The sequence below is a fragment of the Pseudomonas sp. RIT-PI-o genome (assembly GCF_001297215.1).
Lineage (GTDB): Bacteria > Pseudomonadota > Gammaproteobacteria > Pseudomonadales > Pseudomonadaceae > Aquipseudomonas > Aquipseudomonas moraviensis_A.
On record NZ_LHPA01000026.1, the window covers coordinates 75380 to 99476 of the forward strand.

The 24097-nt window shown below is 60.4% G+C and carries 25 protein-coding genes; 17 read left to right on the top strand and 8 right to left on the bottom strand.

Annotated features, from left to right (window positions below; translation table 11 throughout):
• The first annotated feature begins 1 nt into the window (after position 1).
• Positions 2 to 466 (top strand): CopD family protein, encoded by a 465-nt coding sequence (locus AEQ63_RS17220; RefSeq protein WP_064364206.1) that lies wholly within the window; start codon positions 2 to 4, stop codon positions 464 to 466.
• A gap of 209 nt (positions 467 to 675) precedes the next feature.
• Here the strand turns inward: AEQ63_RS17220 and AEQ63_RS17225 are convergent, their stop codons facing one another.
• From AEQ63_RS17225 to AEQ63_RS17240, 4 genes are all read right to left on the bottom strand, one after another.
• The gene (locus AEQ63_RS17225; protein ID WP_042608222.1) at positions 676 to 1434 is read right to left on the bottom strand and encodes a collagen-like triple helix repeat-containing protein; all 759 of its coding nucleotides are present in this window, start codon (positions 1432 to 1434) and stop codon (positions 676 to 678) included.
• Positions 1427 to 1708: a DUF1145 domain-containing protein gene (locus AEQ63_RS17230; RefSeq protein ID WP_064364207.1), complete on the bottom strand. Its 282-nt coding sequence runs from the start codon at positions 1706 to 1708 to the stop codon at positions 1427 to 1429. The genes AEQ63_RS17225 and AEQ63_RS17230 overlap by 8 nt, the downstream gene beginning before the upstream one ends.
• Before the next feature lie 160 nt (positions 1709 to 1868).
• Complete coding sequence (locus AEQ63_RS17235; RefSeq protein ID WP_042608224.1) at positions 1869 to 2591, bottom strand: OmpA family protein; 723 nt, start codon at positions 2589 to 2591, stop codon at positions 1869 to 1871.
• Between the two features lie 90 nt (positions 2592 to 2681).
• Complete coding sequence (locus tag AEQ63_RS17240; protein WP_024011908.1) at positions 2682 to 3377, bottom strand: OmpA family protein; 696 nt, start codon at positions 3375 to 3377, stop codon at positions 2682 to 2684.
• Between the two features lie 198 nt (positions 3378 to 3575).
• Here AEQ63_RS17240 and AEQ63_RS17245 point away from each other — a divergent pair, with 198 nt between their 5' ends.
• The 4 genes from AEQ63_RS17245 to AEQ63_RS17260 all read left to right on the top strand — a co-directional run bounded on the left by AEQ63_RS17245 (position 3576) and on the right by AEQ63_RS17260 (position 5370).
• Positions 3576 to 4073, top strand: coding sequence for a DUF6231 family protein (locus tag AEQ63_RS17245; protein WP_042608225.1), 498 nt, complete (start codon positions 3576 to 3578; stop codon positions 4071 to 4073).
• A 4-nt stretch (positions 4074 to 4077) separates the two neighbouring features.
• The gene (locus AEQ63_RS17250; protein ID WP_064364208.1) at positions 4078 to 4554 is read left to right on the top strand and encodes a YchJ family protein; all 477 of its coding nucleotides are present in this window, start codon (positions 4078 to 4080) and stop codon (positions 4552 to 4554) included.
• 121 nt (positions 4555 to 4675) lie between these two features.
• Positions 4676 to 5161: an LEA type 2 family protein gene (locus tag AEQ63_RS17255; protein WP_042608227.1), complete on the top strand. Its 486-nt coding sequence runs from the start codon at positions 4676 to 4678 to the stop codon at positions 5159 to 5161.
• A gap of 5 nt (positions 5162 to 5166) precedes the next feature.
• A complete protein-coding gene (locus AEQ63_RS17260) occupies positions 5167 to 5370 on the top strand; it encodes an SEC-C metal-binding domain-containing protein (protein ID WP_003198420.1) in 204 nt (67 codons plus the stop codon).
• Positions 5371 to 5588: 218 nt separating this feature from the next.
• Here AEQ63_RS17260 and AEQ63_RS17265 read toward each other — a convergent pair whose 3' ends face one another.
• Positions 5589 to 6146 (bottom strand): cysteine hydrolase family protein, encoded by a 558-nt coding sequence (locus AEQ63_RS17265; protein ID WP_064364209.1) that lies wholly within the window; start codon positions 6144 to 6146, stop codon positions 5589 to 5591.
• 201 nt (positions 6147 to 6347) lie between these two features.
• Here AEQ63_RS17265 and AEQ63_RS17270 point away from each other — a divergent pair, with 201 nt between their 5' ends.
• The 10 genes from AEQ63_RS17270 (at position 6348) to pdeM (ending at position 19811) form a co-directional block, all read left to right on the top strand.
• Positions 6348 to 8798 (top strand): penicillin acylase family protein, encoded by a 2451-nt coding sequence (locus AEQ63_RS17270; RefSeq protein WP_064364210.1) that lies wholly within the window; start codon positions 6348 to 6350, stop codon positions 8796 to 8798.
• A gap of 414 nt (positions 8799 to 9212) precedes the next feature.
• Positions 9213 to 10244 (top strand): ligase-associated DNA damage response exonuclease, encoded by a 1032-nt coding sequence (locus AEQ63_RS17275; protein ID WP_042608229.1) that lies wholly within the window; start codon positions 9213 to 9215, stop codon positions 10242 to 10244.
• A complete protein-coding gene (locus tag AEQ63_RS17280) occupies positions 10241 to 11929 on the top strand; it encodes an ATP-dependent DNA ligase (protein WP_064364211.1) in 1689 nt (562 codons plus the stop codon). The genes AEQ63_RS17275 and AEQ63_RS17280 overlap by 4 nt, the downstream gene beginning before the upstream one ends.
• A gap of 353 nt (positions 11930 to 12282) precedes the next feature.
• The gene (locus AEQ63_RS17285; RefSeq protein ID WP_042608231.1) at positions 12283 to 13065 is read left to right on the top strand and encodes a transporter substrate-binding domain-containing protein; all 783 of its coding nucleotides are present in this window, start codon (positions 12283 to 12285) and stop codon (positions 13063 to 13065) included.
• Between the two features lie 56 nt (positions 13066 to 13121).
• A complete protein-coding gene (locus AEQ63_RS17290; RefSeq protein WP_042608232.1) occupies positions 13122 to 13850 on the top strand; it encodes an ABC transporter permease in 729 nt (242 codons plus the stop codon).
• Entirely contained in the window at positions 13847 to 14557 is a 711-nt protein-coding gene (locus AEQ63_RS17295; RefSeq protein WP_042608233.1) for an ABC transporter permease, read from the top strand. The genes AEQ63_RS17290 and AEQ63_RS17295 overlap by 4 nt, the downstream gene beginning before the upstream one ends.
• 27 nt (positions 14558 to 14584) lie before the next feature.
• Positions 14585 to 15703, top strand: coding sequence for a succinylglutamate desuccinylase/aspartoacylase family protein (locus AEQ63_RS17300; protein ID WP_064364212.1), 1119 nt, complete (start codon positions 14585 to 14587; stop codon positions 15701 to 15703).
• Between the two features lie 12 nt (positions 15704 to 15715).
• Positions 15716 to 16480 carry an ABC transporter ATP-binding protein gene (locus AEQ63_RS17305; RefSeq protein WP_042608235.1) on the top strand — a complete coding sequence of 255 codons (765 nt, stop codon included), beginning with the start codon at positions 15716 to 15718 and terminating at the stop codon, positions 16478 to 16480.
• Positions 16481 to 16671: 191 nt separating this feature from the next.
• Complete coding sequence (locus AEQ63_RS17310; protein WP_064364213.1) at positions 16672 to 19161, top strand: ligase-associated DNA damage response DEXH box helicase; 2490 nt, start codon at positions 16672 to 16674, stop codon at positions 19159 to 19161.
• Positions 19158 to 19811: a ligase-associated DNA damage response endonuclease PdeM gene (gene pdeM / locus AEQ63_RS17315; RefSeq protein ID WP_442965716.1), complete on the top strand. Its 654-nt coding sequence runs from the start codon at positions 19158 to 19160 to the stop codon at positions 19809 to 19811. The genes AEQ63_RS17310 and pdeM overlap by 4 nt, the downstream gene beginning before the upstream one ends.
• Before the next feature lie 43 nt (positions 19812 to 19854).
• Here pdeM and AEQ63_RS17320 read toward each other — a convergent pair whose 3' ends face one another.
• The gene (locus AEQ63_RS17320; RefSeq protein WP_016771389.1) at positions 19855 to 20064 is read right to left on the bottom strand and encodes a hypothetical protein; all 210 of its coding nucleotides are present in this window, start codon (positions 20062 to 20064) and stop codon (positions 19855 to 19857) included.
• A gap of 107 nt (positions 20065 to 20171) precedes the next feature.
• On the bottom strand, positions 20172 to 20738 hold the full coding sequence (gene dcd / locus AEQ63_RS17325) for a dCTP deaminase (protein WP_007940589.1): 567 nt from the start codon (positions 20736 to 20738) through the stop codon (positions 20172 to 20174).
• Between the two features lie 355 nt (positions 20739 to 21093).
• On the opposite strand from dcd, the gene AEQ63_RS17330 reads away from it, so the two are divergent.
• Together AEQ63_RS17330 and AEQ63_RS17335 are read left to right on the top strand one after the other, a co-directional pair.
• Positions 21094 to 21303 carry a cold-shock protein gene (locus AEQ63_RS17330; RefSeq protein WP_002554837.1) on the top strand — a complete coding sequence of 70 codons (210 nt, stop codon included), beginning with the start codon at positions 21094 to 21096 and terminating at the stop codon, positions 21301 to 21303.
• Positions 21304 to 21433: 130 nt separating this feature from the next.
• Positions 21434 to 22888 (top strand): toxin-antitoxin system YwqK family antitoxin, encoded by a 1455-nt coding sequence (locus AEQ63_RS17335; RefSeq protein WP_064364215.1) that lies wholly within the window; start codon positions 21434 to 21436, stop codon positions 22886 to 22888.
• Between the two features lie 50 nt (positions 22889 to 22938).
• Here the strand turns inward: AEQ63_RS17335 and AEQ63_RS17340 are convergent, their stop codons facing one another.
• Entirely contained in the window at positions 22939 to 23946 is a 1008-nt protein-coding gene (locus AEQ63_RS17340) for a DUF481 domain-containing protein (RefSeq protein ID WP_042608238.1), read from the bottom strand.
• Positions 23947 to 24097 lie beyond the last annotated feature (151 nt).

Below are 24097 nucleotides of genomic sequence, written 5' to 3' on the forward strand. Positions count from 1 at the left end.
AATGACACCTTTTAGCCTCGTTTATCCCCTGCATGTCCTCGCCGCTCTGGTGTGGGTTGGCGGCATGTTTTTCGCCTGGATGGTCTTGCGCCCTGCGGCTGTGAAGGCTCTCGAGGGCCCCGCTCGCCTGACCCTGTGGGTGGAAGTGTTTCAAGGTTTTTTCCGCTGGGTCTGGGTTGCGGTGATTCTGTTGCCGATCAGCGGCGTAGGCATGTTGCACTTGCAGCAGGTCGGCTTTGAGACCGCACCGAAGTATGTGCAGGTGATGATCGGTTTGTATGTGGTGATGACGGCGCTGTTCATCCGCATTCAGGGGTTGATGCTGCCGGAGTTGCGCAAGGCGGTCGAGGCAAAGGACTGGCCGGCGGGTGCGGCGGTGCTGGGGCGGATTCGGCGGGTGGTGGGGCTTAATCTGCTGGTCGGGTTGGTGCTGGTGGCGGTGGCTGCGGCTCGGCCGATGTTCTGACAATCTGCGACTCAAAGATCAAAAGCCCCTCACCCTAGCCCTCTCCCAGAGGGAGAGGGGACTGATTGGGGGATATTGAGGAGTTACGTCGACTTGGAAGATTTTCGCTGAATCCATAGTCGACCTGGCCTTCCAGGTCGATGGATAGCGACAGACACCTCGGTCGGCGCCCTCTCCCTCTGGGAGAGGGCTGGGGTGAGGGCTCGCCTTTAGAGACGCTGCACGGTTACGGCACCCGCCGCCCCTGTCGGCCCAGGCTGCCCATCAGCCCCGGCCTTGCCGTTCTTGCCGCCATCGGCGCGGTACACCAGGCAACCCTTGGACTTGCCGCCCTTCCCCGCTTTACCACCGACACCCGCCGGGCCGCCGGCACCGCCAGCCACGTTGACCTTGATCAGCTCGGCCGGGAAATCCCGTGGCACGGCAAGGCGCACCAGCGCACCCGGCGCGCCCGGCTGGCCATCGCTGCCGTCACTGCCATCGGCGCCGTGGCCAGCCGAACCATAGGTGCAGCCCGGATCTTCACCGTTGCCGCCGTCGAGGCCGACGAAACCCGGTGCGCCGGTGCCGCCACGGGCATCGACGGTCAATTGCGGCGCGCTCAGGGCCTGAAATTGCAGGTTCAGATTGCGCCCGGCCCGGGCAGCCTTTTCATAAGTGCCGGGGGCGCCGCGTGCGGTGATCTGGCTGCCGTCGCTCAACTCGGCGCGCTTGACCTTCAGCTCCAGCGCCTGTTCCGCCGGCACGATGGCGATGCGCGCTTCATGGCCAAGGCGCAGTTCATCGATGTTCAATTCGGTCACGTTGGAGGGGATCAGCAAAGTGCCGTAATCGGCAACTTCCAGCTTCTCCAGTTGCAGGGTGCTGGTGGTGTTGGGCAAGCGCATCAGCGAATTGCTTTGCACGTTGACGACCTGGGCGCAGGCCAGTGGACTGATGAATGCAGCGAGCAGGCAGAGTTTACGCATGGGAAGAAGCCTCCGGAGCGGCCGGGGCCGGGATGGTTTGCAGATGGAAAACGCCGAACAACAGAATGCGCCCACGATCACGCCAAGGATGCGGACGCCCCTTGAGACTGCCATTGCACAGCAGCACTTCGAGTACGTGAATCAGCAACAACAGAGCGCCAGCCAGATTGACCAGCAGATGCAGCGGATGGACGAACGGCACCAGTTGATTGGCCAGTACCACGCAGCAGAACAGCAGGGTCAGCAAACGCCCCAGCCCCCAGAACACCTTCATACGCTCCCCCGTGTTGCGAATTATTCTTTGCACGCACAGTACCGGCTTCTGCGGGGGATAAGCCAGAGGGAAAAATGAAATTTCTACAAACAGCGGGTAAAAGGCTGCCGAGCCGATGATTTCGGCCCGGCAGCTCTAGCCTGCGGACTACAGACCTTTCCTAACGATTGATGTGCAGCTCGACGCGGCGGTTTTCTGCGCGACCTTCATCGCTGGCGTTATCGGCCACCGGTTCACTCTCGCCTCGCCCTTCGCTGGTGAGCTTGTTCGGCGCCAGGCCCTGACTGAGCAGGTACGCAGCGACACTGCTGGCACGGCGTTCCGACAATGCCTGGTTATAGGCGTCGGAGCCTTTGCTGTCGGTATGCCCGATGACTTTGATGCTGACCACATCGGCATTGCGCAGCTTGTCCATCAAAGTGTCGAGCTGGGCTTTTGCTGCCGGGGTCAGATCGGATTTGTCGAAATCGAACAACACGTTGCCGGCATCGCTCAGGGTGATCACTTCGGTTTGCGGGGCCGGTTCGACCGGTTTTACTGCGACCGGATATTGCGGCCGTGGACAACCGCGGTGATCGACTTCGGTGTTTTCCGGCGTGTCCGGGCAGCGGTCGCGGCGGTCGAACACGCCGTCGCTGTCTTCGTCGCCATCCTGGGCATAACAGATCAGCCCCCCGGTGACGATGCCCAATGCCGCGCCGCCACCGGCCCAGCCGGCGCTTTCAATGGCACCAAGACCGCCGCCGACCAGGCCGCCAAGCAGGCTGCAGATCGGCCACGTACGTTGATTGAGGGGGGCGGTGCCATCGCTGTGAGTGGCACAACCGGTGAGCAAGCTGCCAAGCAGCAGCACCGGCAAGACGGACCTTGAGAAAACACGCATTTGTGAACGCTCCTGTGTACCGGCCCATACCGGTTACACAGGAGTAAAGACCCGCATCCGCGACTGCACAAGCCGCGGATGCGAGAGGGGCTAGCGGACGATTTTGATTTCGGTGCGACGGTTCTGCGCGCGACCATCGGCCGACTTGTTGTCAGCGACAGGCTGGCTTTCACCAAGGCCCGACACCGAAACGAAGCTGGCACGCGGTACGCCCTGCTGGATCAGGTATTCCACCACCGAGTGCGCACGCCGATCCGAGAGTTTCTTGTTGTAGGCATCGCTGCCGACACTGTCGGTGTGACCGGTCACGGTCAGTTGCGCGGTGGAGGACTCCTGTTTCAGGCGATCGGCGACTTTGTCGAGCACTTGCTTGTCAGGGCCGGTCAGCGTGGCTTTGTCGAACTCGAAGTGCACATCACGAATGACGATGGTTTCCTCCTTGACCACAACCGCTTCTTCGACCACTGGCGCAGGCGTCGGTGGTGGGCAACCGTCAGCATCGACCTGCACACCTTTTGGCGTGCCCGGGCACTTGTCGCGACTGTCCGGCACGCCATCGCCGTCCTCATCGCCATCACCGTGCACCCAGCAATAAGCCGCCGCCGTGCCGCCAACCAGCAGCGCACCATAACCGGCCCACGAAGCGCTTTCCGTCGCGCCGAGACCGGCACCGACCACACCACCGACCGCCGCACAGGTCGGCCAGTCGGTTTTCTGCAAACCTGCACAACCAGTCAACACACTGGTTAGCAGAACCAAGGGTAATGCTGTCCGAACTATGCTCATCTAGTTTTCTCCTGAGGGATCGGCTTGAAACCGATTCAGGGATTAAAGACCGGAGTTTTAATCTCCGCCAGCAATAGGCCACCGCTGTTTGCGACCGTGTTCACAGAGGTTTGCCACTTTTAAGGAAAACCACGCAACCGGGCGCTTTGCCGCCGCAGTCTGGCAGGCTAGTCTTGGCGGTCTGACTGAGGAGCTTCGATGAACGTCGCCATTTCTTCGCGCACGCCGCAACAGGCGCTGGCCGCTTTGCTGGATCGCTACGCCCCGGCTCGTCTGCTGCTGATCGGCGCCAGCGCATTTCCAGCCTTGGACGCCTTCAAGCAGGCGCACCCTGACACCTTGGTGGCCCACGCCGCGCCCGGCGCATTGCCTGCCGAACTGGCCGCGCAACGCTTCGATCTGGCGCTGGTAGTCGATTGCCTGGAACATTTGCCCAAGCGCGACGGCCTGAACCTGTTGGGCGGCATCCGCAATCTCAACGCCAGTCGCATCGCGGTGCTGGCTGATCTCGCGGCCAGTGGCTGGCAGGAAACCGATTTCTATTCGCTGGCACTGCAGGCCAGCGAGCGTTTCCAGCGCGACGAGCAGGTGCTGACGCTGTTCACTTACGATCTGCTTGACTACAAACAAGTCCCCGACTGGCTCAATTCACGCTTCTGGGCCAATCCGGAAAATTTCGGGAAATACTGGTGGTAATGCAATGAGTACAGCCATTTGCCCATGCGGCAGCGGCAATCTGCTGGATGCCTGCTGCGGCCCTTATCATGACGGCCACCCGGCACCGTGCGCCGAAGCCTTGATGCGCTCGCGCTACAGCGCTTATGTGCTGGGGCTGATCGACTATCTGGTGGCGACCACCCTGCCCGCCCAGCAAGCGGGATTGAACCGACAATCGATCAGCGACTGGAGTGCGCAAAGCACCTGGCTCGGTCTTGAGGTCGAAAGCTCGGAAGTCTTTGGCGGTCAGCCGGAACATGCTTTCGTCACCTTCACTGCGCGCTGGCACGATACCCAGGGCGAGCACAGTCACCGCGAGCGCTCCTCGTTTGTGCAGAACGCCGGGCGCTGGTATTTCATCGATCCGACGGTGCAGATGAAATTGGGGCGCAATGACGGCTGCCCTTGCGGCAGCGGGCAGAAGTTCAAGAAGTGCTGTGCGGGTTATTTCGGCGCTTGAGCTGAAGATCAAAAGATCGCAGCCTTCGGCAGCTCCTACACGTGATTTGCGTTCATTCTGTAGGAGCTGCCGAAGGCTGCGATCTTTTAGCGTCTAGACTGGCAACAAAGGGAGTACAACCATGCTCGGTCGCCGGCGCACATTAAATTTTCTGCTGTTGATGCTGATCGTAAACCTCGGCGGCTGTGCCTCGTGGTTCAGTGATGACAGCGTGGAACCCGCCGTGCATCTGGTGAAAGTCGAGGTGGTACGGGCCAAACTGCTCGAGCAGAAATTCATCCTGCACTTTCGCGTCGACAATCCCAACGACAGCGACCTGACCGTACGCGGTCTGGAATACCGCATCCATCTGGCCGACATGCTGCTCACCGAGGGCGAGCATGAGCACTGGTTTACCGTCGGGCCGAAGCGCAGCGCCTATTTCAAAGTGCCGATCCGCACCAACCTGTGGCCGAAGATCAAACAGGTGGTGAAACTGCTGAAAAATCCGAATCAGCAGATTCCCTATCGATTGCAGGGGGAAATGGAAACTGGTTTATTCATCGCCCACTACGTGCACCTTGAGCGCAATGGCGTGATAATCCCCGCCGATCTAACTCCGGAGTGACCTCGATGACCCAGCAACCTCATGTCCATGGCCCTGACTGCAACCACGATCATGACCACCATCACGATCACGACCATGGCCATGTCCACGGCCCGAACTGCGGCCACGCCCACCAGGAACCGGTGCGCAACGCCCTGAAAGACGTCGGCCGCAACGACCCTTGCCCGTGCGGCAACGGCAAGAAATTCAAGAAGTGCCACGGCGCTTGATGTCACTGGCGAAGATCTTCTTCGCCTGACACACCGCCTTCGCGAGCAGGCTCGCTCCCACAGTGACCGCGTACCGATCTCCTGTAGGAGTGAGCGTGCTAGCGATGGGGCCGGCACATCCGAAATTGATATCGCCTGATCAAACGCTATCGCGAGCAGGCTCACTCCTACAGGAGCGAGCCTGCTCGCGAAAGCGCCGGTCCATTCACCTAAAAACTTCAGTCTGCCGCCAACAGCTGCGCACTACTGACCACCGTCGCGTACTCCCCATGCAGATTCCCCAGCGACATCCCGTGCACCTCTTCAGCGGTACGTGGCGTGCCGAAATAATCGGCTTTGTCGAAGGTAAAACACGCATCCTCTGCCACCCATGTGTCGAACCCCAGGTTGCCCGCAGTGCGCGCCGTCGACTCAACAGAGTTATTGGTCGCCACACCAACGATGATCAGTTGCCCGATCCCAGCCTCACGCAACTGCGCCTCCAGCCCACTGGCACAAAACGCGTCCGGCAGTTGTTTCTGGATCAGCCATTCCCCGACCTGAGGCACAAATCGCTCTTGAAACTCCACTCCGGCCTGCTCGGGCCAGAACACCGAGTCAGGTGAGCGCGACAAATGCTGCACGTGAATCACCGGGCGCCCGCGCAGGCGCCACAGCGCCAATAACTCAAGCATTCGCTCTTCGGCCTGAGGATTATTACGCCGCCCCAGACGCGGATGCAAAATGCCTTTCTGCTGGTCGATGATGATCAGCGCAGCGTTGCTTTGAAGCTCCATAGCGATCTTTCTCCTGACAGGTCTCGGGACTTATTCCGTAGTTCAACATCAGCGCTTTCCCACAAGCAACTGTCACGCCTGTGACCGATCAGCCGACAACTGCACAAATAACCACTCGCCCCGCTTGCGCGGCCCTCGCGCCCTCACTAACGTAGCGGCTTTATTGCGCCCCCAGCCTTATACCCCCGCAGGAGCTTCGCCATGGCCTCGCCAGCCCTTACACATTTTCTTCCCCGGTTCGGCGTTGCCGCAGCAGTGGCCGGTGTTCTCGGTTTGTCCGGTTGCCAGACCTGGAACGCCCAGGACAGCCTGCCGCCGACCTCCGGCGTGCAACCGCTCAAGGGCCTGGCGCAGAACGTGTCGGTGCGGCGCAATGCGATGGGCATGCCGTTGATCGAGAGCAACAGCTTCCATGACGCGCTGTTCAGCCTCGGCTATGTCCACGCCAGCGACCGCATCAATCAGATGGTCACCCTGCGCCTGTTGGCCCAGGGGCGGCTGGCGGAAATGTCCGGCGCGGCTATGCTCGATGCCGACCGCTACATGCGCGCGGTCAATCTGAAGAAGAGCGCCGGCGAGCTCTACAAGGCCTCGTCGCCACGCCTCAAACGCTTCTTCGAGGTGTACGCACGGGGCGTCAACGCCTACCTGTTCCGCTACGCCGACAAGTTGCCGGGCGACCTCGCTGCCAGCGGTTACAAACCGGAATACTGGAAACCGGAGGATTCGGCGCTGATCTTTGCCCTGCTGAATTTCAGCCAGTCGGCCAACCTGCCGGAGGAAATCCAGTCACTGGTGCTCGCGCAAACCGTGACCACTGACAAACTCGCCTGGCTGAGCCCGTCGGCGCCCGATGAAAATCTACCGGTGGCCGAAGCCGACAAGCTGCAAGGCCTCAAGCTCAACGGGCAGATTCCGGGCCTGACCGAACTGAGCAGCGCCAGCCAGCAGCTGTCGGCGCTGAACCTGCTCGCCACACCGACTGCGAACAACTGGGCGATCGCCCCGCAGCGCAGCCGCAGCGGCAAGAGCCTGCTGGCCAGCGACGCGCACGGGCCGCTCGCTGCGCCGTCGTTGTGGAGTTTCGTGCAGATCCGCGCGCCGAAATATCAGGCCGCTGGCGTCACGGTTGCCGGCCTGCCGATGGTGCTCGGCGGCTTCAATGGCAAAGTGGCGTGGAGCATGACCAGCGTGCTCGGCGACAATCAGGACCTGTTCCTCGAGAAAATCCGCCGTCAGGGCAGCAGCCTGACTTATGAGGTCAACGGCAAATGGCAGCCGTTGGGCGTGCGCAACGAGACCTACTTCGTCAAAGGCCAGCGACCGATTCGCGAAGCCGTTTACGAAACCCGCCACGGCGCGCTGCTCAACAGTGCCCAGGCAGCGGCGCAAGGCAGCGGCTTCGGCCTCGCGTTGCAGACACCGAATTTCACCGACGACAAAACCCTGGATGCCTTCTTCGATCTGACCCGCGCGCAAAACGTCGAGCGCGCTTCGGACGCCAGCCGCGAAATCCGCGCCATTACCCTGAATCTGGTATTCGCCGATGCGAGCAATATCGGCTGGCAAGTCACCGGCCGCTTTCCCAACCGCCGCGAAGGCGAAGGCCTGCTGCCCTCGCCGGGCTGGGACGGTCGCTACGACTGGGACGGTTACGCCGACCCGATGTTGCACCCCTACGATCAGGACCCGGCACAAGGCTGGCTCGGCACCGCCAATCAGCGTGTGATTCCCGACGGTTACGGCATGCAGTTGTCGAAATCCTGGGCGGCACCGGAGCGCGGCGAACGCCTGGCGGAAATGGCGGGAGGCGGCAAGCACGACAGCCGCAGCGTGATCGCCATGCAGTACGACCAGACCACCACCTTCGCCGCCAAGCTGAAAAAAGTCTTCGAAGCACCGGGCATGAAGCAACCGCTGAAACAGGCGATCGACGCCCTGCCGGAAGCCGAACGCAGCAAGGCGCGCGAAGCCTTCACGCGCTTGATGGCCTTCGACGGCAAGCTCAGCCCGACCTCTGCGGATGCAGCGATTTATGAGTTGTTTCTGCAGGAAAGCATGAAGCAGATTTTCCTCGACGAACTGGGGCCTGAATCCAGCCCGGCGTGGAAAGCATTTATGACCAGCGGCGAACTGTCCTACGCGGCGCAGGCCGATCATCTGCTGGGGCGTGAGGACAGTCCGTTCTGGGACGATGTCCGTACGCCGCAGAAGGAAGACAAAGCGGTGATTCTCGCCCGTAGCCTCGCGGCGGCCATCACTGCCGGTGACAGCCAGTTGGGCGGCGATCATCGCGCCTGGCAGTGGGGCAAATTGCACAGCTATGCGTGGAAGAACAGCAATGGCCAGACCGTTCGCGGGCCGTTGGCGGCCGGCGGCGATCACACCACGCTGAACACTTCGGCGTTTGCCTGGGGCCAGGACTTCGTCACGACCCGTGCGCCGGCGATGCGTTTTATCGTCGACTTCGGCCAGAGCGAACCGCTGATGGCGCAGAACGGTACGGGGCAGTCGGGCAATCCGCTGAGCCCGAATTATCTGAACGGGATCGATGCGTGGCTCAAGGGTCAGTACATCGGCTTGCCGATGCAGCCGCAGAACTTTGACCGGGTGTATGGCAAGGCCCGTTTGACCCTGACTCCCGGCAAGTAAAGCAAAGATTAACAGCCCCTCACCCTAGCCCTCTCCCGGAGGGAGAGGGGACTGATTGGGGGATGCTTGGGTCTTGCGCCGACCTGAAAGAGAGACGGTGAATCCAACATTGGATCAGGCTCAAGGCTGTGCCGGATCCATATTCAATTCGGTCCCTCAGGTCGATGTACCTCACCAGACACTTCGGTCGGCCCCTCTACCAGAGGGAGGTGAATCCAACATTGGACCAGGCTCAAGGCTGTGCCGGATCCATATTCAATTCGGTCCCTCAGGTCGATGTACCTCGCCAGACACTTCGGTCGGCCCCCTCTCCCTCCGGGAGAGGGCTGGGGTGAGGGTAGCGCTTTAAAGCCAATCGAACTTCCAGCCTGACACCCGCCTCATAGCTAACAAGCCCCCCATTCCGGTCACAACATGGATCTTGTTATCGCCCGACCTGAAGGTCTCTACTGCCCCGCCGGGGATTTCTATATCGATCCCTGGCGACCGGTCGAGCGTTCGGTGATCACCCATGCCCATGGCGATCACGCGCGCACCGGTAATCAGCATTACCTGTCGAGCAGCGCCAGCGCCGGGATTCTGCGCGCGCGCCTCGGTCAGGATATCCAGTTGCAAACTCTCGATTACGGCCAGCGCCTCACCCACCACGGGGTCACTCTGAGCTTTCATCCCGCCGGGCATGTCCTCGGTTCGGCGCAGGTGCGTCTGGAATACGGCGGCGAAGTCTGGGTCGCGTCGGGCGATTACAAGGTTGAGCCGGACGGCACCTGCGCCCCGTTCGAACCGGTGCGCTGCCACACGTTCATTACCGAATCGACCTTCGGCCTGCCGATCTATCGCTGGCAGCCGCAGGCGCAGATTTTCGACGAGATCAATCAGTGGTGGGCGGCCAATATCGCCGCCGGCAAGGCCAGCGTGCTGTTCTGCTATTCCTTCGGCAAGGCCCAGCGGATTCTCCACGGCATCGACGAAACCCTCGGGCCGATCCTCAGCCACGGTGCAGTCGAACCGTTGAACCGCGTCTACCGCGACGCTGGCGTGTACCTGCCGCCGACGATCTACGCGGGCGACGTGAAAAAAAGCGATCCGATCATGCGTCAGGCGCTGGTCATCGCCCCGCCGTCGGCGGGCGGCAGCACGTGGATGCGCCGTTTCGGCGATTTCAGCGATGCCTTTGCCAGCGGCTGGATGCGCCTGCGCGGCACTCGACGTCGGCGTGGTGTAGATCGTGGTTTCGTCCTGTCCGACCACGCTGACTGGCCCGGCCTGCTCTGGGCGATCAACCAGACCGGCGCCGAACGGGTCATGGTCACCCACGGCTCGATCGGCGTGCTCGTGCGCCATTTGCGCGAACAGGGCCTCGATGCCCAAGGCTTCACCACTGAATACGGCGATGACGAAGAAGACATCGCCGTCGAACCCACCGTTGCCGAGACTTCCCCATGAAAGCCTTCGCCGAGTTATATGCCGAACTCGATGCGACCACGTCGAGCAACGCCAAGCTGGCGGCGATGCAGGCCTACTTCGCGCAGGCCGCGCCGGAAGATGCCGCCTGGGCGGTGTATTTCCTTTCCGGTGGGCGGCCGCGACAACTGGTTCCGGTGCGCATCCTCCGCGAGCTGGCGGTGGAAGTTTCGGGGCTGGAGCCGTGGTTGTTCGAAGAGAGCTATCAAGCCGTCGGCGATCTGGCCGAAACCATTTCTCTGGTGCTGCCGGAAAATTCGCACAGCTCCGAGGCCGGTCTCGCCGAATGGATCGAAGACAAGCTGCTGCCATTGCGCGGTGAGACGCCCGAGTACTTGGCGCGGCAACTGCCAATGTTATGGGCGGAGCTGGATCGGGCGAGCCTGATGCTCTGCATCAAGTTGATCACTGGCAGTTTCCGGGTCGGCGTGTCGAAGTTGCTGGTCACCCGCGCCCTCGCCTCGATGGCCGGGCTCGACAGCAAACGCGTGGCCCAGCGTCTGGTCGGGTACACCGATCTGTCGAACCGGCCGAACGCCGCCAGCTATCTGAAACTGATCGCCCCCGAATCCGCTGATGAGCACGCCCAGCGCGGCGGCCAGCCCTACCCGTTTTTTCTCGCCCACGCCTTGGCGCAACCGGTCGAGGAATTCGAAGCACTGCTCGGTCCGGCCAGCGACTGGCAGGTGGAATGGAAGTGGGACGGCATCCGCGCGCAAGTGGTCAAGCGTGACGGCAAGCTGTGGGTATGGTCCCGCGGCGAGGAACTGGTGACCGAGCGCTTCCCCGAATTCGATGTGCTGGTGCACGGCTTGCCCGACGGCACGGTGATCGACGGTGAAATCGTCGTGTGGAAGAGCACTCATCCGACCACCGAAGACGCCTTCGATCCGCAATCCGATGAGCCGCCGGCCGTGCAACCGTTCGCCCTGTTGCAACAACGCATCGGTCGCAAAACGCTCGACAAGAAGATTCTTGAAGAAGTGCCGGTGGTGGTACTCGCCTACGACCTGCTGGAATGGCAGGGCGAGGACTGGCGTAATCAGCCGCAAGCCAAACGCCGTGCGCAACTCGAGGAGGTGATCGCGCGCTGCAACAGCCCGGTGCTGCTGCCCTCCCCTGTACTGACCGGCGAAGACTGGTTCGATCTCGGGCGCCAGCGCGAGGCATCACGCAAACTCGGCGTCGAAGGCATGATGCTCAAGGCCCGCGATTCGTTGTATGGCGTCGGTCGGACCAAGGACATGGGCGTGTGGTGGAAATGGAAGGTCGACCCGTTCAGCGTTGATGCCGTGCTGATTTACGCACAGCGCGGACACGGCCGCCGCGCCAGTCTGTACAGCGATTACACCTTCGCCGTGTGGGACGGTCCACCCGAATCCAGCCAGCGCTCGCTGGTGCCGTTCGCCAAGGCCTATTCGGGGCTGACCGATGAAGAGATGCGCCAGGTCGACAGCATCGTGCGCAAGACCACAGTCGAAAAATTCGGCCCGGTGAGCAGCGTAAAACCGAGTCTGGTGTTCGAACTCGGTTTCGAAGGCATCGCCCTGTCGCGCCGCCACAAGAGCGGCATCGCCGTGCGCTTCCCGCGCATGCTGCGCTGGCGCAAGGACAAGACCGTCGAAGAAGCCGACAGCCTCGCTACCCTCCAGGATCTGCTCGCCTGAGCGAAACCCTGTGGCGAGGGAGCTTGCTCCCGCCCGGCTGCGCAGCAGTCGCAAAGCCTGCACAGCAGATTTCTCAGGCAAAGCGCCGGGGAGTGCTTCGCCCCCCAGCGGGAGCAAGCTCCCTCGCCACAGGTAATGGCTGCCACCAACTCAACGTGCGCTCGCAAACGGTGCAGGAAAAACGCCGCGCCCGTTTCCGGGCATCCGGTTGCCCTTGCCCCTCGTTACTGAACCTTTTAAAACACCTGTTCGGCACTCTGGTTCGGAAATTGCTACTTTCTATAGGTCGTAAGCGTTGCAGTAACAATAATTCTGCGCCACAAGCGCTCATATTGGTTCTTAGGGATTGAATAATGAAAAAAGCATTGCTGACCCTTTCTGCACTGGCGTTGTGCATGGCCGCCGGCTCCGCGCTGGCCAAGGAATACAAAGAGCTGCGCTTTGGCGTTGACCCTTCGTACGCACCGTTCGAGTCGAAAGCGGCCGACGGCAGCCTGGTCGGGTTCGATATCGACCTGGGCAACGCGATCTGCGCCGAACTGAAGGTCAAGTGCAAGTGGGTCGAAAGCGATTTCGACGGCATGATTCCGGGCCTCAAGGCCAACAAATTCGACGGTGTGATCTCGTCGATGACCGTGACCCCGGCGCGCGAGAAGGTCATCGACTTCTCCAGCGAACTGTTTTCCGGCCCGACCGCCTACGTGTTCAAAAAGGGTTCAGGCATCACCGCCGACGTCGCCTCGCTCAAGGGCAAGACCGTTGGCTATGAGCAAGGCACGATTCAGGAAGCCTATGCCAAAGCCGTACTGGACAAGGCTGGCGTGAAAACCCAGGCCTATCAGAACCAGGATCAGGTGTATTCCGACCTGACCTCCGGCCGTCTCGACGCCGGTATCCAGGACATGCTGCAAGCCGAACTGGGCTTTCTGAAGTCGCCGAAAGGCGCCGATTACGAAATCAGCCAGCCGGTCGACAGCGAATTGCTGCCAGCCAAAACGGCTGTCGGTATCAAGAAAGGTAACACTGAGCTGAAGGCGCTTTTGGATAAAGGTATCAAAGCGTTACACGACGACGGCAAATACGCCGAGATTCAAAAGAAACACTTTGGCGACCTGAATCTGTACAGCGGCAAATAATGCCCCGGCGCCCATCCTCGATGGGCGCCTTTTCCATCCGCTCAGGTTGCTGATTTATGTTTGAAACCCTCCTGCAAAATCTGGGGCTGGCCTCGTTCAGTCTGCAGGGCTTCGGCCCGTTGCTGCTGCAAGGCACCTGGATGACCATCAAATTATCGGCGATGTCGCTGCTGGTGGCCGTGTTGCTCGGCCTGCTCGGCGCCAGTGCCAAACTGTCGAAAGTCAAACTGGTGCGCCTGCCCGCGCAGCTCTACACCACGCTGATTCGCGGCGTGCCGGACCTGGTGCTGATGCTGTTGATCTTCTACAGCCTGCAAACCTGGCTGACCACGCTGACCGACTACATGGAATGGGAATACATCGAGATCGACCCGTTCAGCGCCGGCGTGCTGACGCTGGGCTTCATTTATGGCGCGTATTTCACCGAGACCTTCCGGGGCGCGATCCTCGCGGTACCGCGTGGTCAGGTCGAAGCCGCCACCGCGTATGGCCTCAAACGCGGCCAGCGGTTTCGCTTCGTGGTGTTTCCGCAGATGATGCGTTTCGCCCTGCCGGGCATCGGCAACAACTGGATGGTCATGCTCAAGGCCACCGCACTGGTGTCGATCATCGGCCTCGCCGATCTGGTCAAGGCCGCCCAGGACGCCGGTAAAAGCACCTATCAACTGTTCTACTTCCTGGTTCTCGCCGCCTTGATCTATCTGCTGATCACCAGTGCTTCGAACTTCATCCTGCGCTGGCTCGAACGCCGCTACGCCGCCGGTGCCCGGGAGGCCGTACGATGATCGAACTCCTGCAGGAATACTGGAAAGCCTTCCTATATACCGACGGCCAGAACATCACCGGGCTGGCGATGACGATGTGGCTGCTCACCGCGTCGATCGGCATCGGCTTCATCGTCTCGATTCCACTGTCGATTGCACGGGTATCGCCGCACTTCTACATCCGCTGGCCGGTGCAGTTCTACACCTACCTGTTCCGCGGCACGCCGCTGTATATCCAGTTGCTGATCTGCTACACCGGCATCTACAGCCTCGCCGCCGTGCGCGAACAGCCGATCCTCGACAGTTTCTTTCGCGATGCGATGAACTGCACGATCCTCGCCTTCGCCCTCAACACCTGCGCGTACACCACGGAGATTTTTGCCGGGGCGATTCGCAGCATGAACCACGGCGAAGTCGAAGCGGCCAAGGCTTATGGCCTGACCGGCTGGAAGCTGTATGCCTACGTGATCATGCCGTCAGCCCTGCGCCGTTCGTTGCCTTACTACAGCAACGAAGTGATCCTGATGCTGCACTCGACCACGGTGGCGTTCACCGCGACCATTCCCGATATCCTGAAAGTCGCACGGGACGCCAACTCGGCAACGTTCCTGACTTTCCAGTCGTTCGGCATTGCCGCGTTGATCTACCTGACCATCACCTTTGCGCTGGTCGGCTTGTTTCGCCTCGCCGAACGCCGTTGGCTGGCCTTCCTCGGGCCGACTCACTAGCACCGGTTTGACAATAAAGAGATAACAATGCGCCACCAGATCCATGACCTGCTGGCCCCGCTGCCGGGGACCGCACGGCAGATTCACAGCTTCCACTTCGGCCCACAGCAGGCCAAGGGCAAGGTTTACATTCAGGCGTCGCTGCACGCCGATGAACTGCCGGGCATGCTGGTCGCCTGGCACCTCAAGCAGCGTCTGGCCGAACTTGAAGCCGCCGGTCGCCTGCGCAGCGAAATCGTTCTGGTGCCGGTGGCCAACCCGGTCGGCCTCGAACAAGTGCTGATGGACGTGCCGCTGGGCCGCTATGACCTGGAGAGCGGGCAGAATTTCAATCGCTGGTTCGTCGACCTCAGCGAAGAAATCGGCAACGCCATCGAAGGCCAACTCAACGATGATGCGCAGCACAACCTTGAACTGATCCGGGCCAGCCTGCGCAACGCCCTCGCCCGTCAGACGCCGACCACGCAACTGCAATCCCAGCGTCTGACCCTGCAACGCCTGGCTTGCGATGCCGACATGGTGCTGGACTTGCACTGCGATTTCGAATCGGTGGTGCACCTGTACACCACGCCCGAGGCGTGGCCGCAGGTCGAGCCGCTGGCGCGCTATATCGAAGCCCAGGCCAGCCTGCTCGCTACCGACTCCGGCGGCCAGTCGTTCGACGAATGCTTCACCCTGCTCTGGTGGCAATTGCGCGAGCGCTTCGGCGAGCACGTCGAGATTCCCCTGGGCAGTTTCTCGGTGACCGTCGAGTTGCGCGGCCAGGGCGACGTCAATCACCCGCTGGCCAGCCGCGACTGTCAGGCGCTGATCGATTACCTGATCCAGTTCGACGCCATCGTCGGCGAAACCAAGCCGCAACCGCCGCTGCCGTACCCGGCCACGCCGCTGGCCGGTGTCGAACCGGTGACCACGCCCGTCGGCGGCCTGCTGGTGTACTGCGCAACGCCCGGCCAATATCTGGAAGCCGGGCAGCAGATCGCCGAAATCATCGACCCGATCCACGACAAGGTCACCCCCATTCATTGCACCGCCGCCGGCCTGCTGTACGCGCGCTCGCTGCGACGCATGGCCACCGCCGGCATGGTCATCGCCCACGTCGCGGGCGCCGAAGCCTATCGCAGCGGCTACCTACTTTCGCCTTGAGGATGCTCGTCCATGTACAAACTGACCGTTGAAGGCCTGCACAAAAGCTATGGCGATCATCAGGTGCTCAAAGGCGTTTCGCTCAAGGCCAGGACCGGCGACGTGATCAGCCTGATCGGCGCCAGCGGCTCGGGCAAAAGCACCTTTTTGCGCTGCATCAATTTTCTTGAACAACCGAATGACGGCGCCATGAGCCTCGATGGCCAGGCGATCCGCATGGTCACCGACCGCCACGGCATGCACGTCGCCGACGCCAATGAACTGCAACGCCTGCGCACACGGCTGGCGATGGTGTTCCAGCATTTCAACCTGTGGAGCCACATGACCGTGCTGGAAAACATCACCATGGCCCCGCGCCGGGTGCTGGGCTGCAGCAAACAGGAAGCCGAGGATCGCGCCCGACGTTATCTGGACAAAGTCGGCTTGCCGGCGCGGGTCGCCGATCAGTACCCGGCGTTTCTCTCCGGCGGCCAGCAACAGCGCGTGGCGATCGCCCGGGCGCTGGCGATGGAACCGGAAGTGATGCTGTTCGACGAACCGACCTCGGCACTCGACCCGGAACTGGTCGGTGAGGTGTTGAAAGTGATTCAGGGTCTGGCCGAAGAGGGCCGGACGATGATCATGGTCACCCACGAAATGAGTTTTGCGCGCAAGGTGTCGAATCAGGTGCTGTTTCTGCATCAGGGTCTGGTGGAAGAAGAAGGCGCGCCGGAAGAGGTGCTGGGCAATCCCAAGAGTGAACGCCTGAAGCAGTTCCTCAGCGGTAACCTTAAATAACGCCGTGCACATCTCCACTGTAGGAGTGAGCCTGCTCGCGATAGCGTCATCACATCCAATATGATGTAACTGACACACCGCTATCGCGAGCAGGCTCACTCCTACAGGGGACCGCGCAAGCCACAAAAATCAAACTTGTCGCCACGCTTCGCTGTCTCTGAAACAACACCTCCAGAGCGCACGCAGCCGGCATGGCGAAATCCCCCGACTTTGCAAAAACCTGGTTCAGCGCTCGCGCCTGGAAGCCGTTCGCCTTTCAGAAACAGGTGTGGGCGGCGGTGAAAAACGGCGAATCCGGCTTGCTCCACGCCAGCACTGGCGCCGGCAAAACCTATGCGGTGTGGTTTGCCGCGCTCAATCGCTTCGCCCGCTTGCAGCCGCCCGTGGCCACGCCACGCAAACGCAAACCGCCGGCCGAACCGCTGACGGTGCTGTGGATCACGCCGATGCGCGCCCTCGCCGCCGACACTGCCCGCGCACTGCAAACCCCAGTGGATGATTTGCAGATTCCGTGGAGCATCGGCCTGCGCACTGGCGACACCAGCAGCAGCGAACGCGCTCGTCAGGGCCGGCGCCTGCCGACCACCCTGATTACTACACCTGAAAGCCTGACCCTGCTGCTCGCCCGCGCCGACGCGCGCACGGCGTTGTCGACCCTGCGCATGATCGTCGTTGATGAATGGCACGAATTGCTCGGCAACAAACGCGGCGTGCAGCTGCAACTGGCCCTCGCCCGTCTGCGTCACTGGCAGCCGGAAATGATCGTCTGGGGCGTTTCCGCCACCCTCGGTAATCAGTCCCACGCCGAGCACGTGCTGATCCCACAGGGCGGCGGCGTGAGTGTTCAGGGCAAAAGCGAAAAAACCCTGCAGGTCGATACCCTGCTCCCACCGGCCACCGAGCGTTTTCCGTGGGCCGGACACATCGGTCTGAAGATGCTGCCGCAAGTGGTGGCCGAACTCGACGCCTGCGCCAGCAGCCTGGTGTTCACCAACACCCGCGCGCAGTCGGAGATCTGGTATCAGGCGCTGCTGGAATCGCGGCCGGACTGGGCCGGGTTGATCGCGTTGCACCACAGTTCACTGTCCCGCGACACCCGCGACTGGGTCGAGCAGGCGTTGAAGAATGGCCAATTGAAAGCCGTGGTGTGCACCTCAAGCCTGGATCTGGGCGTGGATTTCCTCCCGGTCGAGCGCGTGCTGCAGATCGGCTCGGCGAAAGGGGTCGCGCGGTTGATGCAACGCGCCGGGCGCTCCGGCCACGCACCGGGGCGCACCTCGCGGGTGACGCTGGTGCCGACCCACAGCCTTGAACTGATCGAAGCGGTCGCCGCACGCGATGCCGTCGAGCAACGGCGCATCGAGCCACGCCTGTCGCCGCACAAGCCGTTGGATGTGCTGGTCCAGCATTTGGTCAGCATGGCCCTCGGCGGTGGCTTTATTCCTGAGGATCTGTACGAAGAAGTCCGCGGCGCCTGGGCTTATCGCGACCTGACACCGGCGGACTGGGCCTGGGCATTGGCTTTCGTACGCCACGGCGGGATGTCTCTTACAGCGTACCCGGACTACCGCCGGGTCGAGCCGGACGAACACGGCGTCTGGCGTGTGCCGGATGCACGTCTGGCGCGGCGCCATCGCATGAGCATCGGCACCCTCGTCAGCGACGCGAGCATCAACCTGAAATTCTGGAGCAAGGGGGGCGGCGGCAAACAGTTGGGCAGCGTCGAGGAAGGCTTTATCGCGCGACTGGAACCCGGCGATGGTTTCCTCTTTGCCGGCCGCTTGCTGGAGCTGGTGCGGGTAGAAAACATGACCGCCTACGTTAAACGCAGCACCGCGAAAAAAGCCGCCGTGCCACGCTGGAATGGCGGGCGCATGCCGTTATCCAACGAACTGGCCGAAGCGGTGGTGGCGCGTTTCAGCGCCGCTGCTCAAGGTCATTTCAACGGCCCGGAGATGCACGCGCTGCGACCGCTGCTGGAAACGCAGATACGCTGGTCTGGGTTGCCCACCACGGAAAATCTGCTGGCCGAAGTGCTGAAATCCCGCGAAGGCTGGCACCTTTTCCTCTATCCATTCGCCGGGCGCCAAGTGCATCTGGGGCTGGCGAGCCTGCTGGCGTGGCGCGTCAGTCAGCGCCAGCCTGTGACCTTCTCGATCGCGGTGAATGACTACGGCCTGGAATTGCTCAGCGCCACGCCGGTGGACTGGGCCACCCATCTCGACGCACACCTGTTCAATGCCGATGACCTGTTGCTGGACGTGCTGGCCAGTCTCAATGCCGGCGAACTGGCGTTGCGCCGCTTCCGTGAAATCGCGCGGATCGCCGGGCTCGTGTTCGCCGGGTATCCCGGCGCACCGAAGAGTACGCGCCAGGTCCAGGCGTCGAGTGGCTTGTTTTTCCAGGTGTTCAAACAATACGACGCCGACAATCTGCTCTTGGCCCAGGCCGGGGAAGAAGTCCTGCGCGAAGAACTGGATATTCGCCGCCTGGAACAGACACTGGCGCGCATCAATCAGATGAAACTGGACGTGCATCAGGTTAAACGTCCTACACCATTGGGGTTCCCGCTGTTGGTGGAGCGGATGCGCGAGAGCATGAGTTCGGAAAAACTGGCTGACAGGATCAGAAGAATGGTCGGTGACCTGGAAAAAACTGCTGATAACGGCAAATCGTCGTGAGCGCCTACCCGGTGCGCCTCGCCGGCGAAGAATTGTGGTTACTGCCGGAGAAAGCGCTGTACTGGCCCGCGCAGGAGGCGTTGCTGATCGCCGATGTGCATTTCGGCAAAGCGGCGGCCTATCGCAGCCTCGGCCAGCCAGTGCCGCATGGTACGACCGCGAGCAATATTGCGGTGATCGACGCGCTGCTGGCGCGGCTGCCGTGTCGCCAGTTGATCTTCCTCGGCGATTTTCTGCATGGGCCCGGCTCCCATGTCCCGACCACACTTAATGCGCTGGGAGAATGGCGCGCGCGGCACGCTGACCTACCGATGACGCTGATTCGCGGCAACCACGACAAACGCGCTGGCGACCCACCGGCCTCGCTGAATATCCGCGTGGTACCCGAGCCGCTATTGCTCGGGCCATTCGCCTTGCAACATGAACCCGATCCGCATCCCGAACGGCACGTGCTCGCGGGACACGTTCATCCGGTTTATCGATTGCACGGCAGAGGCCGGCAGAGCTTGCGCCTGGCCTGTTTCAGATTGGGTGAGCGCATCAGCCTGATGCCGGCGTTCGGTGCGTTTACCGGCGGCTATCAGGTCGAGCGCGACGACAGCTGTAAAGTCTTCGTAATCGGCGACAACGAAATATGGCCCGTCAGCTAGATCGCAGATCGATCGGGTTGACGGGCCATATTAATGAGTAGGGTCAGGCAACTGGCGCCGGAGGCGGTTCGTCCGGCAGCGTTGGTTCGCCTGGCTCGGTCGGTTGTTCGTTGGGAGTATCAGGATCGGGCTGACCGGGCACGCCGCCGGACAGGCTCAACGACGGATTCGCCAGTAGCGACCAGGCCAGTACGCCTATCTGATTGGGCTCAAGCCTTGCCAGTTCAGCGCTGATTCGCGGGTCGATCTTCATAGGGCACTCCTCAGTGAAGGCCCGAATTTGTGTGTAACAAAAACGGGCAGTACACCCCATAGAGTGTCTGCCCGCCAAAGAATTCCCGACATCCGTCGGATGGTCGATCAGGTACGCGGCAAGGTCACGCCACGCTGGCCCTGATACTTGCCGCCACGATCCTTGTAGGAAACTTCACATTCCTCGTCGGATTCAAGGAAGAGCATCTGCGCCACGCCTTCGTTGGCGTAGATTTTCGCCGGCAGGTTGGTGGTGTTGGAGAATTCCAGGGTCACGTGACCTTCCCACTCAGGCTCGAGCGGAGTGACGTTGACGATGATGCCGCAGCGCGCGTAGGTGCTTTTACCCAGGCAGATGGTCAGCACATTGCGCGGAATACGGAAGTACTCGACGGTGCTGGCCAGGGCGAAGGAGTTCGGCGGGATGATGCAGACGTCGCTGTGGATGTCGACGAAGCTGCCGGCGTCGAAGTTCTTCGGGTCGACGATCGCCGAGTTGATGTTGGTGAACACCTTGAAGTGGTTGGTGCAACGTACGTCGTAACCGTAGCTCGACACGCCGTAGGAAATCACCCGGCTGTCGTCGCTGCCGCGCATCTGGCGCTCGACGAACGGTTCGATCATGCCGTGTTCCTGCGCCATGCGGCGAATCCACTTGTCCGATTTGATGCTCATGGCGGGGTTGTCCTGAATAGCGAGGTGGAAAAATTCTGTCCGGCATCTTACCGGGCGCGTCGCCGCGATCAAAGTGCGCAACGCAATTCTCGGCGAACACCCCGTATTTACGAGATGTGGCGACGAACAGCCGCACCGCCGATCCCTAAAACACAGAATCCTTTGCAAGAAACATTGGCACGTTCCGGAAAAAGGGTTAAGGTGGCGTCACTGTGTTGCTTGTGTCACTGAGAATCTCTACACGATATGTTGAATTTCGATCCAACCATCTACAAGAATTTTTCCTGCTCTTTGCACTCAGTCTCGGCCAGGGTTCTTCCTGAGTCGCAGTTATCTTTGTTCAAGGAGTTACACCATGTCTAATCGCCAAACCGGTACCGTTAAGTGGTTCAACGATGAAAAAGGCTTCGGCTTCATCACTCCACAATCCGGTGACGACCTGTTCGTTCACTTCAAAGCTATCCAATCCGACGGCTTCAAAAGCCTGAAAGAAGGCCAACAGGTTTCTTTCATCGCTACCCGCGGTCAGAAAGGCATGCAAGCTGAAGAAGTACAAGTTATCTAACTTGTAGCTTCTTTAGAAAAGAGCCCCGCCCTTAAAAGCGGGGCTTTTTTGTGTCTGTATATTTTGTTTGCCCCTCTTTTTGCCTCCGCTCTATATGATCCGCGCCCTGGAATCACATGGAAGAAGCAGGATGCAATTCATCTCTTGGAGCACATTCAACGCGTTGCTGTTGGCGTTCGCCCCCCCTCTGAATGCAGAGACCAAATCTGATCATCCGACGGTGATTCTCGACATGAACCCTCGTGCGACATATCTGGCGAAAGGACCAGAAGTCAATGGCCACTCTTCGATGCAACTCAGAGGCGCAGCGCTCCTGACGCTCTCGACTCCTCACGCCTGCGGCAGCAACGAGGTCTATTTGACTCCAGAATCATTGGGCATTCCGAACGAATCATTTCGACGAGCGCTCGGCGAAGTCCAAGACTTGATCGACCAAAAAATCCCCCTGATTCTGACGCTCTCTGCTTGCGAGCGAAAACGCGCCTTCTTCGAAAAGGTACGCCCCTGCACTCCTGAGGAGTGCGCAGACCTGACGAACCCTCTGGCAGACGACAAGCTTTATCTGGACGAGCACCTCAAGCCGATCGGCGAAGGCCTGGCGTTGTACTACCTGAAAATGCCAATGTCCTATGACGAAGAAAAACAGGCGTGGCAAGCACAAATTTTTTACCGGGACACGCGAAGTCTAAGCAGCGAGCATTACGTCGACAGAGAAGACTTCGCTTCAGCGAAACCCGTTCTGACATACAAAGCTTACTATCGAAACGGAAAACCCCGCCGGACCTACCAGAATGATGCTAACGGCCTGCGTCAGGGCGAGGCGCTGACATATTCCGAACAAGGCGTCGTCATCAAGCGTGAAAACTACCTCAACAACCATCTCGAGGGTTGGCAATTTATCTATCACGAGAATGGCAAAATCGCTGAGTCCTATAACTGGCATCTGGGCAGGCACGTAGATGGCGAGTATCTCGAATACGACGAGGACGGGGCGCTGATCGGACGCAGCAGTTATCGAAATGACGTCCTCGACGGCCCTGTCCTTAGCTACCATTCAAATGGACAGGTCAAGTACGAAACCGTTTACATCAACGGCAAAGCTCAAGGACCGGATAATTCTTATTTTGACAACGGAGCCATTGAGACTTCCCGCACCAATTTCGACAGCAAGCCAGATGGTTGGATAACCACTTACTTCATCGACGGGACTGTCAAAGAGAAGCAGTTTTATAGGAACGGCATTCAACGAAGCTATGAGCAATGGAATGAGCAAGGCAGGCAAACCTTGCAGTGGCAGTGGGATGAAAAACATCGCCAACAGGGCGACTTCAAACAGTGGTACGCGACCGGCCAGCTTAAAGAACATCGAAAATACAAAGACGGCAACCTTCACGGATCATCCACGACATGGCACGAAAACGGTGAGATGGCTTCATTTACCGATTATATCGATGGTGCCGAGCATGGACCGATGCGCTTCTTCAGGAAAGACGGCAGCCTGAGCTACCAATGCCAATATCAGATGGGCGTCAGGCAGGGAGAATGTGTTTCGATTCCCGTCAGCAAGACCAAAGCAGAAAGCTGACAATGAAAAGCCCCGCAATCACGGGGCTTTCTCCTTTCTAGCGCAGGTGTTTACCAAGCGACGCCAAACCCTGCGGTATAGCGGGTCTTGTTCAAATCGGCATCGTTGGTGCCACTGATGATGTCGCGCTCGGCCTTGAGATTGAGCGAGGCCCATTCGGTGACCTTGTAGCGCAGGCCCAGCTCGGCATCCAGTGCGTAATCGGCGACGCCCGACAACGGCTTGCCGACTTCGCCATTGGTGAAGAACTCGACTTTCTTGCCGATCAGGTAGCGGTTGTAGTCCCACTTCATCGCGACGGAATAGAAGTTGTCCTTGCTGCCATCGCGGTATTCATAGTCGGTGCGGTTAAGCAACGAACCCAGCGAGAACGCGCCCAGTTCGTCGTCCCAGAACTGGTAGCCCGGACCGGTACCGACCACACGCTGACGCGCCAGCTCTTCGATGTGATCACGCTTGTAGTTGATGCGCCCCTGCCAGAACCACTGATCGGTGAGGAAGCGGTCGAGAGAGTATTCGGCGCGCCAGTTGTTGGTGGTGGTTTCCGCATCCTGCACTTCGCGGTTGTACTCGCCCTCAGCAATATGCCGCCAGCGACCATGGCGAGCGGAAGTTTTGAAGCCAACATCGTAATCGTCGGTGTCCTTTTCGGCGCGCTGATAGTCCAGCGCCAGGTCGACGTTGCCCTTCCACACCAGGTCGGTGACGATCGGCTTGGGCTTGAGGATCTGCTGAATGCTCGCCAGCTCGACTGTCTTCGGCGCCTCGCCATTGGCCAGGGTGACCTTGCCGTCGTCGGCCGCCGTGAGCGATTTCGACACTTCGCCGGCATAGGCGTCCTGCTTCACCAGCAAGTGCTGATCGCTGTCGAGGGTCTTGACCTCTTTCCAGTCAATTGCCACGGCACCGGCGTATTTGGTCTGGATCAACAGCTTGCCGCCGTCAAAGACCGTGATAGTGCCACTCAACTTGTCGCCGTTTTTCAACCAGACGGTGTCGGCAAGCAGGGGCGTGGACGTGCTGAAAACAGCAAGGCACAACAAGGTTCTGGGGAACATAAGCAGACCGGGGGCTCAGAGTTGGCGAAAAGGGTCGGCATTATCCGTAGGATTTTGCCCATGACAAGGACTGACCGGACTATTTCAATTGAGTTCATTTCTCAACTGCGCCCCAAGCGATTACCCTTGTCACCATTGTCACGCCAATGCT

Bases quoted from the DNA above. Each gene is read 5' to 3' on its own strand.
- AEQ63_RS17245 (WP_042608225.1), top strand. From the start codon at position 3,576: ATGAACGTCGCCATTTCTTCGCGCACGCCGCAACAGGCGCTGGCCGCT.
- AEQ63_RS17320 (WP_016771389.1), bottom strand. From the start codon at position 20,064: ATGAAGATCGACCCGCGAATCAGCGCTGAACTGGCAAGGCTTGAGCCC.
- AEQ63_RS17300 (WP_064364212.1), top strand. From the start codon at position 14,585: ATGCGCCACCAGATCCATGACCTGCTGGCCCCGCTGCCGGGGACCGCA.
- AEQ63_RS17220 (WP_064364206.1), top strand. From the start codon at position 2: ATGACACCTTTTAGCCTCGTTTATCCCCTGCATGTCCTCGCCGCTCTG.
- dcd (WP_007940589.1), bottom strand. From the start codon at position 20,738: ATGAGCATCAAATCGGACAAGTGGATTCGCCGCATGGCGCAGGAACAC.
- AEQ63_RS17265 (WP_064364209.1), bottom strand. From the start codon at position 6,146: ATGGAGCTTCAAAGCAACGCTGCGCTGATCATCATCGACCAGCAGAAA.
- AEQ63_RS17335 (WP_064364215.1), top strand. From the start codon at position 21,434: ATGCAATTCATCTCTTGGAGCACATTCAACGCGTTGCTGTTGGCGTTC.
- AEQ63_RS17340 (WP_042608238.1), bottom strand. From the start codon at position 23,946: ATGTTCCCCAGAACCTTGTTGTGCCTTGCTGTTTTCAGCACGTCCACG.
- AEQ63_RS17270 (WP_064364210.1), top strand. From the start codon at position 6,348: ATGGCCTCGCCAGCCCTTACACATTTTCTTCCCCGGTTCGGCGTTGCC.
- AEQ63_RS17230 (WP_064364207.1), bottom strand. From the start codon at position 1,708: ATGAAGGTGTTCTGGGGGCTGGGGCGTTTGCTGACCCTGCTGTTCTGC.
- AEQ63_RS17225 (WP_042608222.1), bottom strand. From the start codon at position 1,434: ATGCGTAAACTCTGCCTGCTCGCTGCATTCATCAGTCCACTGGCCTGC.
- AEQ63_RS17275 (WP_042608229.1), top strand. From the start codon at position 9,213: ATGGATCTTGTTATCGCCCGACCTGAAGGTCTCTACTGCCCCGCCGGG.
- AEQ63_RS17280 (WP_064364211.1), top strand. From the start codon at position 10,241: ATGAAAGCCTTCGCCGAGTTATATGCCGAACTCGATGCGACCACGTCG.
- AEQ63_RS17260 (WP_003198420.1), top strand. From the start codon at position 5,167: ATGACCCAGCAACCTCATGTCCATGGCCCTGACTGCAACCACGATCAT.
- AEQ63_RS17310 (WP_064364213.1), top strand. From the start codon at position 16,672: ATGGCGAAATCCCCCGACTTTGCAAAAACCTGGTTCAGCGCTCGCGCC.
- AEQ63_RS17235 (WP_042608224.1), bottom strand. From the start codon at position 2,591: ATGCGTGTTTTCTCAAGGTCCGTCTTGCCGGTGCTGCTGCTTGGCAGC.
- AEQ63_RS17305 (WP_042608235.1), top strand. From the start codon at position 15,716: ATGTACAAACTGACCGTTGAAGGCCTGCACAAAAGCTATGGCGATCAT.
- AEQ63_RS17250 (WP_064364208.1), top strand. From the start codon at position 4,078: ATGAGTACAGCCATTTGCCCATGCGGCAGCGGCAATCTGCTGGATGCC.
- AEQ63_RS17290 (WP_042608232.1), top strand. From the start codon at position 13,122: ATGTTTGAAACCCTCCTGCAAAATCTGGGGCTGGCCTCGTTCAGTCTG.
- AEQ63_RS17295 (WP_042608233.1), top strand. From the start codon at position 13,847: ATGATCGAACTCCTGCAGGAATACTGGAAAGCCTTCCTATATACCGAC.
- AEQ63_RS17240 (WP_024011908.1), bottom strand. From the start codon at position 3,377: ATGAGCATAGTTCGGACAGCATTACCCTTGGTTCTGCTAACCAGTGTG.
- AEQ63_RS17255 (WP_042608227.1), top strand. From the start codon at position 4,676: ATGCTCGGTCGCCGGCGCACATTAAATTTTCTGCTGTTGATGCTGATC.
- AEQ63_RS17330 (WP_002554837.1), top strand. From the start codon at position 21,094: ATGTCTAATCGCCAAACCGGTACCGTTAAGTGGTTCAACGATGAAAAA.
- AEQ63_RS17285 (WP_042608231.1), top strand. From the start codon at position 12,283: ATGAAAAAAGCATTGCTGACCCTTTCTGCACTGGCGTTGTGCATGGCC.